Below are 14,824 nucleotides of genomic sequence, written 5' to 3' on the forward strand. Positions count from 1 at the left end.
GGGGACTATTCGCCCGGGACTATTCCCCCGTCACCGGAACGGCTTGAAATGGCACGTGGGGCAATAGAGCGACACGCCGGGCTCGCCCTCGATGACCAGATTGCCCGACCGATACTGCGTGACACTCCACGTGCCCCGTTTCCCGTCCTTGAACGACACCTCGCCGGCGGCCGAGCACGGCGACCAGTCGACGGCGTGAAGCGCATCCTGCTGACTGATCTCTCTTGCGCCAGTCAGGAAGCGGCGCACCGTGCGCGCGGTGACGACGAAATCCTTGCAGGTGGAGTCGGCATCGGTGGCCAGCGGCGAGCGCCGCGCATTCTCCGTGATCGTGACCGACCGGATCTGCGGCAGGTGGATGAGGCAGGTGCGCGGTTCGAACTCGGTTGCGGGGACGCATTCGGTCTTGGCGAGAGCGTTGGGAATGATGGCGCTCGCCGCGGCCAGGAAGACCAGGATTCTCACCATTGCGCGGTGCTCGCTTCCGTGTGATTCTTTCGGGAAATGTCGGGATGCCTGAACACTTCCTGGGCCGATATTCCCAAGGTCTGCGACAGGTTCCGTATCAGCCATTGAAGTGCTTCGTTTTGCGACGGTGTCACTGTCTCGTACACTTTCTTGTGGTCAGGTACGAGATTGCCTCGAGGGAGCGCTTCTCCCACAAGTTCTATGCCGATCGCGTCTTCGTTTGACGGGAAGCGATCCGGTGCGGTCTTTTTCTTTTCCTTGGCGTGTTCTGCCGCTGGATTGAATGCCTTCAAGGACTTGATTTCGGCGGGACTGCATCGATGTTCAGCCAGGCACCTGGCCTTGAGTCTGCCAACATGGGCTGTCTTGCGGTAGACCGATGCCGTCTGATAGATGGTTCCGTCCTTGTCAATCAGGAAGTGGGCGCCATTGGCCGATGCGTTGGCATAGCTATGAAAGGTGGAGTCAGCCGAGCTGCTGCCGGTCTGATGAACAACGATGCCCACGATCGAGGACATCTGGCCACGTTCGATGGATTTCTGTATGCGTCCAAGTACACGTCCGTCGACGATTTCACCATTTTCCGAAATTATCATGCCAATTCTCTCATCCGAAAGCAGGCCATTTGCGAATGCGCAAGCAAGCTGAACCAGGAAATAGTCTCGCTATGGCCGGTTATATCAGGGATTCAGGATTTCACATTCCCGAGGAAATGCTTTGCGTAGGCTAGCAAAGGGAAAATGGAGATTGTTGGGGAAGTTTCAGAAAGATGGGAATTGAATGGTTATTAATGTATCGAGCGCCCGGTTAATTTGGTACGGGTCCGATAAATTGACTCGAATAGGCAGGCGTACGCTGACTACGCACGAATGATTGCTTGCGAATCGACTGCAAGTTTTGACGTTACGCCTGCCTGGCGTTTGTTGTCTTACATCGCCTCGAACACCACATCCTGCGCGCCTTCCCACAGCACCTTGGTGCCGAGCGCGCGCAGGTTTTCCTTGCCTTCGACGATGGTCAGGAAGTGGTTGCCGGCGAGCTGGCCCATCTTGCTGGCGAAGCAGCAGCTGCCGTAGGCGAGGATGATCTCGGTCTCGCTGTAGCCGCCCGGGTAGAACAGGATGTCGCCCACGGAGGGGTGGCTGGTGTGGTTCTCGAAGCCCACGCCGAGCTTGAACTCGCCCAGCGGAATCCAGCAGCCTTCGCCGCTCCAGCGCACGTGGATCAGCTTCTGGCGATAGGGCAGCAGCCTGGTGAAGGCGGCTACGGTGAGCGGGGCGTCGGGATTGGTCTCGGCGACGAACTGGTAGCCGCCGGCGGTGATGCGGATACGGGCCATTGAGGCTCTCCTGGTCTGGTCGGAACTGGTCGAAAGAATTGGGCAAAAACAAGCGGCAGAAACGCGCGCGCCGCCGGGCTGGCCGGCGGCGCGCGCGCATGCTGGCGAGAGGCGTAGCTTAGCCCAGCGCCTCGAGGAGGTGTTCCGCGAAGGCGATCAGGCTGCGGTCGCTGCCGGCTGGGCCCATCAGCGAGAGGCCGAGCGGCGCGCCGTCGCGGCCGGACAGCGGCAGGCTCATCTGCGGGAAGCCGGTGAGCGGCGCCAGGCAGAGGATCTGGGACGAGCGGTTGCGGTAGTCCTCGAGCGTGTCGTCGTCGGCGCCGGACAGCGGGGCGATGTCGGGCATGGTCGGCATCAGCAGCACGCCGTCCTCGCCGAGCAGCGCGCCGACGTGCGCGGTGACGGCGCGGCGGATCGCCGTGGAGGCTTCGAACTGCCCGGCGGTGACGCTCTTGGAGAAGGCGAAGCGGCCGGCCACGTCGGCGCCGAGCTTGAGGCCGTATTGCTCGATCAGTTCGCCGTCGGCCTGCCAGGCTTCCCAGCCCTGCACGTAGCGGAAGGCCCACCAGATGTCGAGCAGCGGCTGGTTCATCACCGTGACCGGCGCGGCCTTGCCGAGCGCGGACTCGACGCGGCCGACCACCGGCAGCAGCGCGTCCAGCGCGGGCGCGGTGGGCAGGCGGAACAGGTCTTCGGCCAGCAGCAGGCGCGGCGCGCCCGGCAGCGCGCGCGCATCGGCGCCGAGCAGCACGTCGGCCACGCGCGAGAAGGTGGCGATGTCGCGCGCGAAGAAGCCGCAGGTGTCGAGGCTCTCGGCCAGCGGCAGGGTGCGCTCGAGCGAGACGCGGCCGTGCGAGGGGCGGATGCCGAACAGACCGCAATGGCTGGCCGGCGCGCGCACCGAGCCGCCGGTGTCGCTGCCGAGCGCGAAGTCGCACAGCTTGTTGGACACCGCCGAGGCGGAGCCGGACGACGAGCCGCCGGTGATGCGCCCGGGCGCGGCGCCGTTGACCGGCGAGCCGTAGTGGGCGTTCTTGCCGTTCATCGAGAAGGCGAGCTCGTCGGTGTGGGTCTTGCCGACGAAGGTGGCGCCGGCGTCGAGCAGGCACTGCACCGCGGGCGCGGTGGCGGTCTTGATGCCGGACCGCGCCAGCACGTGCGGATTGCCGCCGCCGGTGGGATAGCCCGCCACGTCGAACAGGTCCTTGGCGGCGAAGGTCAGGCCGTGGAGCGGGCCGGACGACGCGCTGGAGACGGCAGCGACGGGGTAGGGCATGAAGGCGCGGGCGGGGTGGGTAGCCAGGGACATGGGGTTGGGCTTCCTAACGTTGGGGTGTTCAGGCGGCGGCTTCGGCAACGGCCGGTTCGGATGCGAGGATACAGCTCACGCGGTGTCCCTGCCCGAGATCGGTGGTGGCGGGCACCTGCGCCAGGCAGGCCGGGCGTGCGTGCGGGCAGCGCGGCGCGAAGGTGCAGCCGGGCGGCAGCGCGGCAAGGTCGGGCGGCGAGCCGGCGATGGTCTGCAGCCGCTGGCCGCGGTCCATGCCGTGCTGGCGGCTTTGCAGCAGCGCGATGGTGTACGGATGGCGCGCGGCGCGCAGCAGCGTGCGGATCGGGCCTTCCTCGACGATGCGCCCGCCGTACATCACCGCCACGCGGTCGGCGATCTCCACCGCCGCGCCGATGTCGTGCGTGACGAACACGATCGACAGGCCGAGCTCGCGCTGCAGTTCGCGCAGCAGGATCAGCACCTGGATCTGCACGGTGGCGTCGAGCGCGGTGGTGGGCTCGTCGGCCAGCAGCACCTTGGGGCTGGCCGACAGCGCCAGCGCGATCATGGCGCGCTGGCGCATGCCGCCCGACATTTCGTGCGGGTAGGCCGCCAGGCGCCGCTCGGGGCTGGGAATGCGCACCGACTCCAGCGCGCGCAGCGCGCGCTGGCGCGCCTCGCTGGCGGACACGCTGGCATGGGTGCGGATGCACTCGATGATCTGCTGGCCGACGGTGTAGACCGGGTCCAGCGCCAGCAGCGGCTCCTGGAACACCATCGCCACGGTGCCGCCGCGCAGGCGCTGCAGCGCGCGCGCGTCGAGCGCCATGACGTCGGCGCCGTCGATGCGGATGGCGCCTTCCATGCGGGTGCGGCGCGGCGGGTGCAGGCGCATGAGCGCGCGCAGCGTCACGCTCTTGCCCGAGCCGGATTCGCCGATCAGGGCCAGCGCCTCGCCGGGCGCCACGTCGAGCGAGACGCCGTTGACGGCGCGGATGGTCTTGCCGCCGCCGGAGAAGGTCACGCGCAGGTCGCGCACCGATACCATCGGGGCGGCGGCTTGCGCTTCGGCGTGGTTGTCTTGTGGGGTGGTCACGGTAAGCCTCGCTCAGGTCGTTGCGGCCAGCTGGCGGCTGTGGCCGCCGTCCGCATGGGCCATCAGGCAGGCCACGGGATGCCCGGCCAGCGCGTCCGACAGCGCCGGCGCGCGGCGCGCGCAGACCGCCTCGGCCATCGCGCAGCGCGGGTGGAAGCTGCAGCCGGACGGCGGGTTGATCGGGTTGGGCGGGTCGCCCGCCAGCGGCGCGACCAGGGTGCGGTGGTCCGGGTCGGTGGCCGGCATCGAGGCCAGCAGCGCGCGCGTGTACGGATGGGCGGGATTGGCGTAGAGCGTCTCGGTGTCGCCCACCTCCACCACCTTGCCCAGGTACATCACCATCACGCGGTCGCACAGGTAGCGGATCACGTTGAGGTCGTGGCTGATGAAGACGTAGGTGAGGTCGAATTCCGCCTTGAGCTCCAGCAGCAGGTTCAGCACCTGGGCCTCGACCGACTTGTCGAGCGCGGACACGGCTTCGTCCAGGATCACCAGGCGCGGGCGCAGCACCAGCGCGCGCGCGATGTTCACGCGCTGGCGCTGCCCGCCCGACAGTTCATGCGGATAGCGCCCGGCGAAGCGCGCCGGCTCCAGGCCCACGCGGTCGAGCAGCGCGCGCGCCCGCGCGCTGGCCTCGGCCGCGCCGATGCCGTGCACGCGCGCGGTGAAGGCGATCGATTCCTCGATGGTCAGGCGCGGGTTGAGCGAGGAATAGCTGTCCTGGAACACCATCTGCACCTGGCTGCGGAAGCGCTTCATCGGCAGCTGCGCCGAGCCCACGCCCTGGGCGTCGAAGATCAGCTCGCCGCTGTCCTGCTCGATCAGTTGCATCAGCAGGCGCGCGGTGGTGGACTTGCCGCAGCCCGACTCGCCCACCACGCCGAGCGTCTCGCCCTTGCGCACCTCGAAGCCGACGCCGTCGACGGCGCGCACCACGCTGGCGCGGCGCCCGGGGATCTTCGACTTGAGCGGGAAGTGCTTGACCAGATCGCGGGCGATCACCAGCGGCTGGGCCGGGCCGCCCACGTCGGGGTTGCGCAGGGCTTCGGGCAATGTGGTATCGGTCATGGCGTCAGTCCTTGATTTCCATCGCCGAGCGGATGCCGTCGGCGAGCAGGTTGAAGGAGATCGAGGTCATGAAGATCATGGCGCCGGGCAGCGCGGCCACCCACGGCTGCGTGTAGATGGCGGTGCGCAGCGTGTTGAGCATCAGGCCCCATTCCGGCTCGGGCGGCTTGACGCCGAGGCCGAGGAAGGACAGCCCCGAGGCCAGGATCATCGACACCGAGATCAGGCTGGTGGCGTAGACGAAGATCGGGCCCAGCACGTTGTTGAGCACGTGCGCGCGCACGATGGTCAGCGACGAGGCGCCCGAGGCGCGCGCCGCGTCGACGAACTCGCGGTTGCGCACCTGGGTGGTCACGCTCTCGGCCACGCGCACGATCTGCGGCACGAACACGATGGTCAGCGACAGCAGCGCGTTGCCCACGCCGGCGCCCAGCGTGCCCGACAGCGCGATCGCCAGCAGCACGGACGGGAACGCGTAGAGAATGTCCACCAGGCGCATGATGACGGTGTTGGTCCAGCCGCCCGCGTAGCCGGCCACGATGCCCAGCGCGCTGCCGATCACGAAGGCGATCAGTACCGGCGTGATGCCCATGAACAGCGACAGGCGCGCGCCCAGCATCAGGCGCGAGAGCATGTCGCGGCCGAGCTCGTCGGTGCCGAGCGGATAGTGCTCGGTGCCGACCGGCTTGAGGCGCTTGAGGATGGAGGCGGCGTAGGGGTCGGACGGCATCAGCGCCGGCGCGAACAGCGCCATCAGCACCAGCGCGAGCAGGATCAGCGCGGCCAGCATGGCCAGCTTGTTGCGCAGCAGGCGCCGGCCGACCGTGGTCCAGTAGCCGGGCGAGCGCTGCACCAGCGGCGCCGCGGCGGGCTTCTTCAGGGTCATTTCCATAGGGGGCTCCCGGTCAGTTGCGCTGGATGCGGGGATCGAACAGCGTCTGCAGCGCGTCCACCAGCAGGTTGAGCAGCACGAAGAACACGGCCAGCACGAGGATGGTCCCCTGCAGCAGCGGGAAGTCGCGCTGGAAGATGGCCGAGTTGAGCAGGAAGCCGGTGCCGGGCCACGAGAACACGGTCTCGATCAGGATCGAGCCGCCCAGCAGGTAGCCGAGCTGCAGGCCCATCACCGACAGCGCGGTCGGCGCCACGTTCTTGAGCACGTGGCGGAACACCGCGAGCTCGGACAGCCCGCGCGCCTTGAGGCCGACGATGAATTCGTTGGAGAGGATCTCCGCGACCAGCGCGCGGATGGTGCGCGCGACGATGCCCATCGGGATCACCGACATCGTGACCGCCGGCAGCACCATGTACTGGATATGCTCCCAGTCCCACTGCCAGTCGCCCGAGCCGCCGGGGCCGGCGCCGGTGGCCGGCAGCCAGCCGAGGAACACCGAGAACACGATCACCAGCACCATGCCCAGCCAGTAGTGCGGCATGCTGACGCCGAACACCGACAGGAACGAGGCGGTGCGGTCGGCGGCCGAGTCGCGGAAGTAGCCGGCCACGAAGCCGAACAGGCAGCCGAAGGTGAAGCCGATCAGCGTGGCCACCGCGGCCAGGCGCACCGAGTTGATCACCGCCGTCATCACTTCGCTCATGACCGGCCGGTTGGTGGCGATGGAGGTGCCCAGGTCGCCGTGCAGCGCGCGCGTGAGCCAGTGCACGAATTGTTCGAGGAAGGGCTTGTCGAAGCCGTACAGCGCGGTGAGCTGGCGGCGCAGTTCTTCCGAGGCGTCGGGCGGCAGCACCGACACCAGCGGGTCGCCCGGCGCGATATGGACCAGCGAGAAGCACAGCAGGGCGACCCCGAGCAGGATGGGGATCGCGTAGACGATGCGGCGGAGCAGGTAAGTCATGGGCTTGGCCGGCTAGAGAAAACGAATGGGTGGGGCAAGGCAATGCAATCGCGGCAACGCGCCGGCTGTCTCCCTTCTCCCGCGGGCGGGAAAGGGGAGACAGCCAGGGCGGCCTGACCGGCGCGGCGCATCTGTCCGTGCGCCTGCGCCGTCAATGCCGCTCAGTCCATCGACATGGTGGCCATGTCGATGAACCAGCTTTGCGGCTGCACCACGCCCTTGACCTTCTTCGAGATGGCGCGCGGGCCCACGTCGTGCGCGATCAGCACGAACGGCGCCTCTTCCACGATGCGCGCGTGCAGCTTGGCCAGCGCGGCGTCGCGCGCCTTGTCGTCGAAGGAGGTGCGCGCGGTCTCGATCAGCTTGTCGAACTCGGCGTTGCCGAAGTAGCCCCAGTTGTTGGAGACCGGCGGCTGCGTCTTGGTGCTGACGAAGCGAACCATCGCGAAGAACGGGTCCATCGCCGCGAAGCTCACGTTGATGGCGTTGGCGCCGTGCGCGCTCGGGTCCTTGGCGCCGATGCGCCAGTTGGTAAACAGCGTGTTCCACTCGACCACGTCGAAGTCCACGTCGAAGAAGCACTCCTTCAGGTTCTGCTGCACGTACTCGTTCATCGGCAGCGGCTGCATCTGGCCCGAGCCCGAGGCCGACACCTGCACCTTGACCTTGACCGGCTTGGCGGCCGAGTAGCCGGCCTCGGTCATCAGCTTGCGCGCGGCGCTGGGGTCGTACTTGATGTCGAACTTGGGATTGCCCCACCACGGGTTGCCGGGCTCGACGATGCCCTTGGCCTCGGCCATGTAGCCGCCCAGCAGCGTCTTCAGGCCGGAGCGGTTGACGCACAGGTTGGCGGCCTCGCGCACGCGCTTGTCGAGCCAGGGCGAGCCGGGCGCGAACGACACCTGCCACGGCCACATGTGCGGCTGCGCGTTGGCGTAGACCTCGAAGCCGCGGCTCTTGATCTGTGCCACGGCGTCGGGCGCCGGCGCCTCGATCCAGTCCACCTGGCCGGACAGCAGCGCGGCGGTGCGCGCGTTGGCTTCCGGCATCGGCAGCATCACCACCTTGTCGATCTTGGGCACGCGCTTGGCATCCCAGTAGCTCGCGTTCTTCACCACTTCCAGCCGCTCGCGCGGCACGAAGCGGCTCATCTTGAACGGACCGGTGCCGGAGGCGTCGGCGGCGAACGCCACCCAGGCCTGCTTGCTACGCTCGGCCGCGTCGGTCACGGAGGCCGGCACCGCGGCCAGCTTCTTCTCCCACTGCGTGGGCGAGGCCATGAACAGGTTGCTGAGGTTGTAGGGCAGGAACGAGTCGGGTTCCGACGTGACCAGCTCGACGGTCAGGTCGTCGATCTTCTTCGCCGAGCGCAGCGTGGGCATGCGCGAGGCGGTCACGCCGACCTGGCTGGGGTCGAACTGCTTGGCGGTCTTGTCGAGCACCTTGTTGACGTTCCACACCACGGCGTCGGCGTTGAACGCGGAGCCGTCATGGAACTTGACGCCGGGGCGCAGCTTGAAGACCCACTTGGTCTTGTCCTTGGCGTCCACCTTCCATTCCGTGGCCAGGTCGGGGATCAGCAGGCTCGGGCCGTTGGCCTTGGACAGGTCCCACTGGGTCAGGCCGTCGTACATCGGGATGCCGGTGAAGCGGTTGCCTTCGAAGCCCTGGTCGGGCTGGCCCAGCGTGCGCGGGATGTCGGCGGCGGTCATGCCGATGCGCAGCACCTTCTCGGCGTGGGCCGCGCCGGGCAGCGCGAGCAGGGACAGCGAGGCGAGCGCGGCGAGCGCGGTGGTCGTGGCGACGGTTTTCAGGCTGGGTTTCGTGCTTCCGGTGGCGGAGGAAGAAAAAACGGTCACGGGCAGGACTCCTGGGTGGGGGAAGGGGAGACGGACGAATTCCTCCAAGCAAGTCATGTGCCAGTTGCCGTCCGGGCGGGGCGCCGGGCGCGTCCCGGCCGCGCTTTTCTCATGGCCTGCTTTTTGCTGACCTGTCCTTTCGTTTCCCAACCAACCGGTTTTCCGACATGGACCAGCAACACCTCCCCCGCATCAATGCAGACCGCCTCTGGCAATCGCTGATGGAACTCGCCAGGATAGGCGCGACGCCCAAGGGCGGCGTGTGCCGCATCGCCCTGACCGAGCTCGACAAGCAGGGCCGCGACCTCGTGACGGGCTGGTGCCGCGAGGCCGGGCTCGCGGTGCGGACCGACGAAGTGGGCAACGTGTTCGCGCGCCGCGCCGGCAGCGACCCGGACGCGCCCGCCGTGGCCACCGGCAGCCATATCGACACCCAGCCCTCGGGCGGCAAGTTCGACGGCAATTTCGGCGTGCTGGCGGGCCTGGAGGTCATGCGCACGCTCAACGACCACGGCGTCGTCACGCGCGCGCCGCTGGAGCTGGCGTTCTGGACCAACGAGGAAGGCACGCGCTTCACCCCGGTGATGATGGGCTCGGGCACCTTCGCCGGCGTGTTCGAGGCCGAATTCGTGCGCGCCCAGCGCGACCTCGACGGCATCAGCGTGGGCGAGGCGCTCGAGCAGATCGGCTACCGCGGCGAGCACGCGGCGGGCGAGGTGCCGGGCGGCATGTTCGCGGCCTATTTCGAGGCCCATATCGAGCAGGGGCCGGTGCTGGAAGCCGCCGGGCTGCCGATCGGCGTGGTCTCGGGCGCGCTCGGCCAGCAGTGGTACGACGTGACCGTGACCGGGCAGGACGCCCACGCCGGCCCCACGCCGCTGGCGCTGCGCCACGACGCCATGCTGGCGGCCGCGCGCATGATCGAAGAGGTCAACCGCATCGCCGTGGCGGAGGCCCCGCACGGCCGCGGCACGGTCGGCTACGTGAACGTGGCGCCCAACTCGCGCAACGTGATCCCGGGCCGCGTCGATTTCTCGGTGGACTTCCGCAACCTGTCGCAGCCGGGGCTGGACCGCATGGACGCGGCCATGCGCGCGGCGTTCGGGCAGATCGCGCAGCAGGGCGGGGTCGCGGTGGAGATCCGCCAGGTGGTGAAGTTCGAGCCGTGCGCATTCGCGCCCGCCTGCGTGGACAGCGTGCGGCGCGCGGCCGCGGCGCTGGGGCTGCCGCACATGGACGTGGTCAGCGGCGCCGGCCACGACGCGGTCTACGTGGCGCAGCGCGCGCCGACCGGCATGATCTTCGTGCCGTGCAAGGACGGCATCAGCCACAACGAGCTGGAAGACGCGCTGCCCGAGCATATCGAGGCCGGCGCCAACGTGCTGCTGCAGGCCATGCTGGAGCACGCGCGGTAATCTGGCCGCGCTCTCAGTGCGCGATGGAGCGGGAAATCGCCCACGCGCACTCGATCACCATCGGCGCCAGCTTCTTCTGCGCCTCGGCCATGCTCCAGCGGCTGGCCGGCGGCGACACGTGCACGGCGCCCACCGGCTGGCCCTGGCTGTTGACGATGGCCGCGCCGATGCCCATGTCGCCGAGGAACAGCTCCTCGTTGTTGCACGCATAACCCACCTTGCGGCAGGCCGCCACGGTCTCGAAGATCGCGCGCACGTCGGTCAGCGTGGCCGGCGTGCGCGCCACGCGCGCCGAGCTTTCCAGCATGGCCATGACCTGCTCGTCCGGCAGCGTGCTCAGGTAGGCGCGGCCGCTGCTGGTGCAGTACATTGGAATGCGCATGCCTACCGGGGTCAGGACCGGGATGTATTTCGACGTCATCAACTGCGCCACGTAGACCATGTCCAGCCCGACCGGCTCGGTCAGGTTGGCGGTCTCGCCGCTGGCATTGGCAAGCTGCGACAGGTAAGGGCTGGCGGCCTGGATCAGGGCGTCGGCGGACAGGTAGTTGTAGCCGATCTCCATCACCTTGGGCGTCAGGCGGAAGCGCCGCGTCTGCGGGTGCTTGGCCACGTAGCCGAGCTTTTCCAGCGTATGCACGGTGCGCTGCGCCGAACTCTTGGTCATGCCGGTAAGCGCGGCCAGCTCCGCCAGCGTGAGCGTGCGGTGGACGACGCTGAAGGCGCGCAGGACGTCCAGGCCCTTCTCCAGCGACTGGTTGAACAAAGGGTCGGGCCGGGTGGTGTCTTCGCCGCTTTCCGCGGCTTGCGGCGGCATGCCGCCGCCCTGGTATTCGATGTCCTGCACGGTCATTTCCGCTGTTCCGTCGAGTCCGCGGCGCCGGCGCCCGGCACCAACGCTGGGATGCCCTGCACCACGATGAATGCATATTGCACCAATATACGACTAAATCGATTATCGATTCGTCGCCAATGCGTCCATCATAAAAGGATGGCGTTGTTTTGGGAATAGCGGGCGAGGGCGCGTTGTGGCGCGGCGATGGGCGGGAGGCCGGCAAGCAGGCCGAAAAGCCTTGTCCGCAAAGGCTTTGCGAGGCGTGAACTGGTGTTTTCGGGCCGTTCGCTATCGAGCCTGTTCCAGATGCCTGCCGGGAAACCAGTCATCTCGCTCTAGCGTTTACCCCAATCCTGACCGTGTTGACGATCAGTGAAATATCAGACTAGTATCACAACAACTTCAATACCCGTGGAACGCATCATGGCCCATCCGATCAGGCTGGTCGGCACCGCCGGCACCGGCGCCGCGGCGGACGGCGGCGCGAGCCGCGCCGCCACCGGCGCCGCCATGCGCGAGCAGGCCTACGCCGAGATCAAGCGCCGCATCATCGCCTGCGAGTTCCGCCCCGGCGAGCCGCTCAACGAAGCCCAGGTCGCCGGCCTGCTCGGGCTGGGCCGCACGCCGGTCCACCAGGCGCTGCACCGGCTGGAAGTGGAAGGGCTGGTGTCGATCCTGCCGCGCAAGGGCGTGCTGGTGACGCCGTTGTCGCTCAACGAAGTGCTCGACATGATCGAGGTGCGCGCGACCAACGAGGTCCTGTGCGCCACGCTCGCCGCCGAACGCGGCCACGAGAGCGATTTCATGGCCATGCGCGAGATCGTGGATCGCACGCCCGACCTGCTGGCGCGGCGCGACATCGCCGGGCTGGCCTCGCTCGACCTCAAGTTCCATACCGCCATGTCGGCCGCCTCGCGCAACCGCGTGCTGGCCGACCTGCTGCGCAACCTGCACGAGAAGCAGGCGCGCTTCTGGTTCCTCTCGCTGTCCGACCCGCAGCACCTCGAGAAGGTCTACCAGGAACACCTGGAGATCGTCGACGCGCTCGAGCGCCGCGACATCCCGGCCGTGCGCGAGGCCATCCGCGAACACATCGACGAATTCCGGAAGAACATCATCCGGACCATCTGAACCACCGACAGTTTTCTTCCGCCACAGGTAACAGGTAGTACGAACATGCCGACACTGCAATTCCAGGTCGCCGGCGAGGGCGCGCTCGCCCTCGACATCCAGCGCCTCATCATCGCCGGCTGGACCGGCCGCGACGCCGACGCCGTCAACCATCACATCCGCGAGCTCGAGGCGATCGGCGTCAGGCCGCCCTCGACCGTGCCGTGCTTCTACCCGCTGGCGGCCTCGCTGCTGACCACCGGCACGCTGCTCGAGGTGCCGCGCGAGGATTCCTCGGGCGAGATCGAGTTCGTGCTGCTGGCCGGTCCGGACGATCTCTACATCGGCGTCGGCTCCGACCACACCGACCGCAAGGTCGAGGCCTACGACGTCACCGTCTCCAAGCAGATGTGCGCCAAGCCGCTCGGCACCGAACTGTGGCGCTTCGCCGAGGTGGCGGACCACTGGGACCAGTTGCAGATGCGCTGCTGGCGCACCCGCGGCGGCCGGCGCGAGCTGTACCAGGAAGGGCTGGTGACGCGCCTGCTCGACCCGCGCGACCTGATCCGGCGCCTGACCGGCGAAGACGCGCTGCCGCCCGGCACCGCCATGTTCTGCGGCACCCAGGCGGTGATCGGCGAACTCGGCAGCGGCGAAGCGTTCGAAGTGGAGCTGCACGACCCGGTGCGCCAGCGCACCTTGCGCCATGCCTATCGCGTGGCCTGCCTGGCGGTGGCGCCATGAGCGGCGCGCACCCGACCATCGCCGCGCTCGCCGCCGACCTCGCCGCGGGGCGCGCCACCAGCGTGGCGCTGACCGAACAGGCGCTGGCGCGCATCGAAGACCATCGCCGCCAGGGCGGCACGGCCTTCCTGGAAGTGGACGCGGCCGGTGCGCTGGCCGCCGCGCGCGCGGCCGACCAGGCGCGCGCCGCCGGGCTGGTGGCCTCGCCGCTGGCCGGGCTGCCGGTCTCCGTCAAGGACCTGTTCGACGTCAAAGGGCAGGTGACGCGGGCCGGATCGAAGGCGCTGGCCGGCGCGCCCGCCAGCGCCGATGCTGTCGCCGTGGCGCGCTTGCGCGCGGCCGGCGCCGTGCTGATCGGGCGCACCAACATGAGCGAGTTCGCGTTCTCCGGGCTTGGCCTGAACCCGCACTACGGCACGCCGCGCACCCCGTTCGACCCGGCGCGCATCGCCGGCGGCTCGACCTCGGGCGGCGCGGTCAGCGTGGCGCAGGGCATGGCGGTGGCCGCGCTCGGCACCGACACCGGCGGCTCCATCCGCATTCCCAGCGCGTTCTGCGGCCTGACCGGCTTCAAGCCCAGCGCGCGCCGCGTGCCGCTCGACGGCGGCGTGCCGCTGTCCACCTCGCTCGATTCCGCCGGCCCGCTGGCGCGCTCGGTGGCCTGCTGCGCCGCGCTCGACGCCATCCTCAGCGGCGAGACGCTCGACAGCCATCCCGCGCCGCTGGCCGGGCTGCGCCTGCTGGTCACGCGCGACTTCGTCTGCGACAGCCTGGAGGCGGCGGTCGCGCAGGCGTTCGAGGCCACGCTGGAAACGCTGTCGCGCCTCGGCGCGCGCATCGTGCCGTTCGACTTTCCCGAACTCAGGCGCCTGCCGGACATCAACGCCGGCGGCGGCCTGACCGCGGCCGAGTCGTGGCACTGGCACAAACAGCTATTGGCCGAACGCGGCGACGCCTACGACCCGCGCGTGGCCATGCGCATCCGCCGCGGCGAGAAGCTCGGCGCCGCCGACTACCTCGACCTGCTGGCCGCGCGCCGCACCATGCAGGCGCGCGCCGCCGGCCTGCTGCGCGAAGCCGACGCCTGGCTGATGCCCACGGTGGCGGTGCGCCCGCCGCGGCTCGACGCGCTGGACAGCGACGAAGCCTTCTTCGCCACCAACGGCCTGGTGCTGCGCAACCCGAGCGTGATCAATTTCCTCGACGGTTGCGCGGTTTCGCTGCCGCTGCCGGCGGCGGAGCAGGGCATCGGCCTCGGCGTGTGCGGGCTCGGCGGCCAGGACGCGCGCGTGCTGCAGGTGGCCGGCGCCATCGAGGCCGTGCTCCGGTAGTTCAGCAACCTCACCAGCAACCCGCCAGCAATCCAGCCAGCCACGACGAACCGAGAGGGCCGCGCCGACGCAGCGCGGCCCCGCCATCCCTATCCAAGGAGTTGTACCGATGACTACCGTGATGACCGGCGCCCCCGACACCCCCGACACCGCAGGGCACGCCGCGCCCAGCGCCGCCGAGCGCGACCATGCCTACCGCAAGATCGCGGCGCGGCTGGTTCCCTTCCTGGTCTTCCTGTTCGTGCTGGCCTGGATCGACCGCGTCAACGTCGGCTTCGCCAAGCTGCAGATGCTGCAGGACCTGCAATTCAGCGAAGCCGTGTACGGCTTCGGCGCCGGCATCTTCTTCATCGGCTACTTCCTGTTCGAAGTGCCCAGCAACCTGCTGCTGGAAAAGATCGGCGCGCGCCGCACGCTCGCGCGCATCACCATC

14 protein-coding genes and 1 pseudogene are annotated in these 14,824 nt (G+C 68.6%); 5 read left to right on the forward strand and 10 right to left on the reverse strand.

The features are described from left to right. Positions 1-30: 30 nt before the first annotated feature. The 9 genes from K206_RS0104685 to K206_RS0104720 form a co-directional block, all read right to left on the reverse strand. Entirely contained in the window at positions 31-468 is a 438-nt protein-coding gene (locus K206_RS0104685; protein ID WP_020201253.1) for a hypothetical protein, read from the reverse strand. Further along, positions 462-1,064 carry a peptidoglycan recognition family protein gene (locus K206_RS41350; protein ID WP_081651316.1) on the reverse strand — a complete coding sequence of 201 codons (603 nt, stop codon included), beginning with the start codon at positions 1,062-1,064 and terminating at the stop codon, positions 462-464. Before K206_RS41350 ends, K206_RS0104685 begins: the two co-directional genes overlap by 7 nt. Positions 1,065-1,396: 332 nt before the next feature. Then, a complete protein-coding gene (locus tag K206_RS0104690) occupies positions 1,397-1,807 on the reverse strand; it encodes a DUF3830 family protein (protein ID WP_020201254.1) in 411 nt (136 codons plus the stop codon). A gap of 118 nt (positions 1,808-1,925) precedes the next feature. Beyond that, positions 1,926-3,116, reverse strand: coding sequence for an amidase (locus K206_RS0104695; RefSeq protein ID WP_020201255.1), 1,191 nt, complete (start codon positions 3,114-3,116; stop codon positions 1,926-1,928). A gap of 28 nt (positions 3,117-3,144) precedes the next feature. Then, positions 3,145-4,125, reverse strand: a complete 981-nt coding sequence (locus tag K206_RS0104700) for an ABC transporter ATP-binding protein (RefSeq protein WP_020201256.1) — start codon at positions 4,123-4,125, stop codon at positions 3,145-3,147. A 60-nt stretch (positions 4,126-4,185) separates the two neighbouring features. Then, positions 4,186-5,241 (reverse strand): ABC transporter ATP-binding protein, encoded by a 1,056-nt coding sequence (locus K206_RS0104705; RefSeq protein ID WP_020201257.1) that lies wholly within the window; start codon positions 5,239-5,241, stop codon positions 4,186-4,188. A gap of 4 nt (positions 5,242-5,245) precedes the next feature. Then, positions 5,246-6,133 carry an ABC transporter permease gene (locus tag K206_RS0104710; protein ID WP_020423667.1) on the reverse strand — a complete coding sequence of 296 codons (888 nt, stop codon included), beginning with the start codon at positions 6,131-6,133 and terminating at the stop codon, positions 5,246-5,248. 13 nt (positions 6,134-6,146) lie between these two features. After that, entirely contained in the window at positions 6,147-7,097 is a 951-nt protein-coding gene (locus K206_RS0104715; RefSeq protein WP_020201259.1) for an ABC transporter permease, read from the reverse strand. Between the two features lie 161 nt (positions 7,098-7,258). Beyond that, complete coding sequence (locus tag K206_RS0104720; RefSeq protein ID WP_029043240.1) at positions 7,259-8,911, reverse strand: ABC transporter substrate-binding protein; 1,653 nt, start codon at positions 8,909-8,911, stop codon at positions 7,259-7,261. A gap of 212 nt (positions 8,912-9,123) precedes the next feature. Here K206_RS0104720 and K206_RS0104725 point away from each other — a divergent pair, with 212 nt between their 5' ends. After that, positions 9,124-10,371 (forward strand): Zn-dependent hydrolase, encoded by a 1,248-nt coding sequence (locus K206_RS0104725; protein WP_029043241.1) that lies wholly within the window; start codon positions 9,124-9,126, stop codon positions 10,369-10,371. 13 nt (positions 10,372-10,384) lie between these two features. Here the strand turns inward: K206_RS0104725 and K206_RS0104730 are convergent, their stop codons facing one another. After that, positions 10,385-11,188 carry an IclR family transcriptional regulator gene (locus K206_RS0104730; protein WP_043365477.1) on the reverse strand — a complete coding sequence of 268 codons (804 nt, stop codon included), beginning with the start codon at positions 11,186-11,188 and terminating at the stop codon, positions 10,385-10,387. Between the two features lie 441 nt (positions 11,189-11,629). Here K206_RS0104730 and K206_RS0104735 point away from each other — a divergent pair, with 441 nt between their 5' ends. The 4 genes and pseudogenes from K206_RS0104735 to K206_RS37500 form a co-directional block, all read left to right on the forward strand. Further along, the gene (locus K206_RS0104735; protein ID WP_020423668.1) at positions 11,630-12,337 is read left to right on the forward strand and encodes a GntR family transcriptional regulator; all 708 of its coding nucleotides are present in this window, start codon (positions 11,630-11,632) and stop codon (positions 12,335-12,337) included. A 45-nt stretch (positions 12,338-12,382) separates the two neighbouring features. Beyond that, a complete protein-coding gene (locus tag K206_RS0104740; RefSeq protein ID WP_020201264.1) occupies positions 12,383-13,060 on the forward strand; it encodes a DUF2848 domain-containing protein in 678 nt (225 codons plus the stop codon). Then, complete coding sequence (locus K206_RS0104745; RefSeq protein ID WP_020201265.1) at positions 13,057-14,391, forward strand: amidase; 1,335 nt, start codon at positions 13,057-13,059, stop codon at positions 14,389-14,391. Before K206_RS0104740 ends, K206_RS0104745 begins: the two co-directional genes overlap by 4 nt. A 109-nt stretch (positions 14,392-14,500) precedes the next feature. Beyond that, positions 14,501-14,824, forward strand: a pseudogene (locus K206_RS37500) (MFS transporter); the annotation flags it as partial.

The sequence above is a fragment of the Cupriavidus sp. WS genome (assembly GCF_000395345.1).
Lineage (GTDB): Bacteria > Pseudomonadota > Gammaproteobacteria > Burkholderiales > Burkholderiaceae > Cupriavidus > Cupriavidus basilensis_B.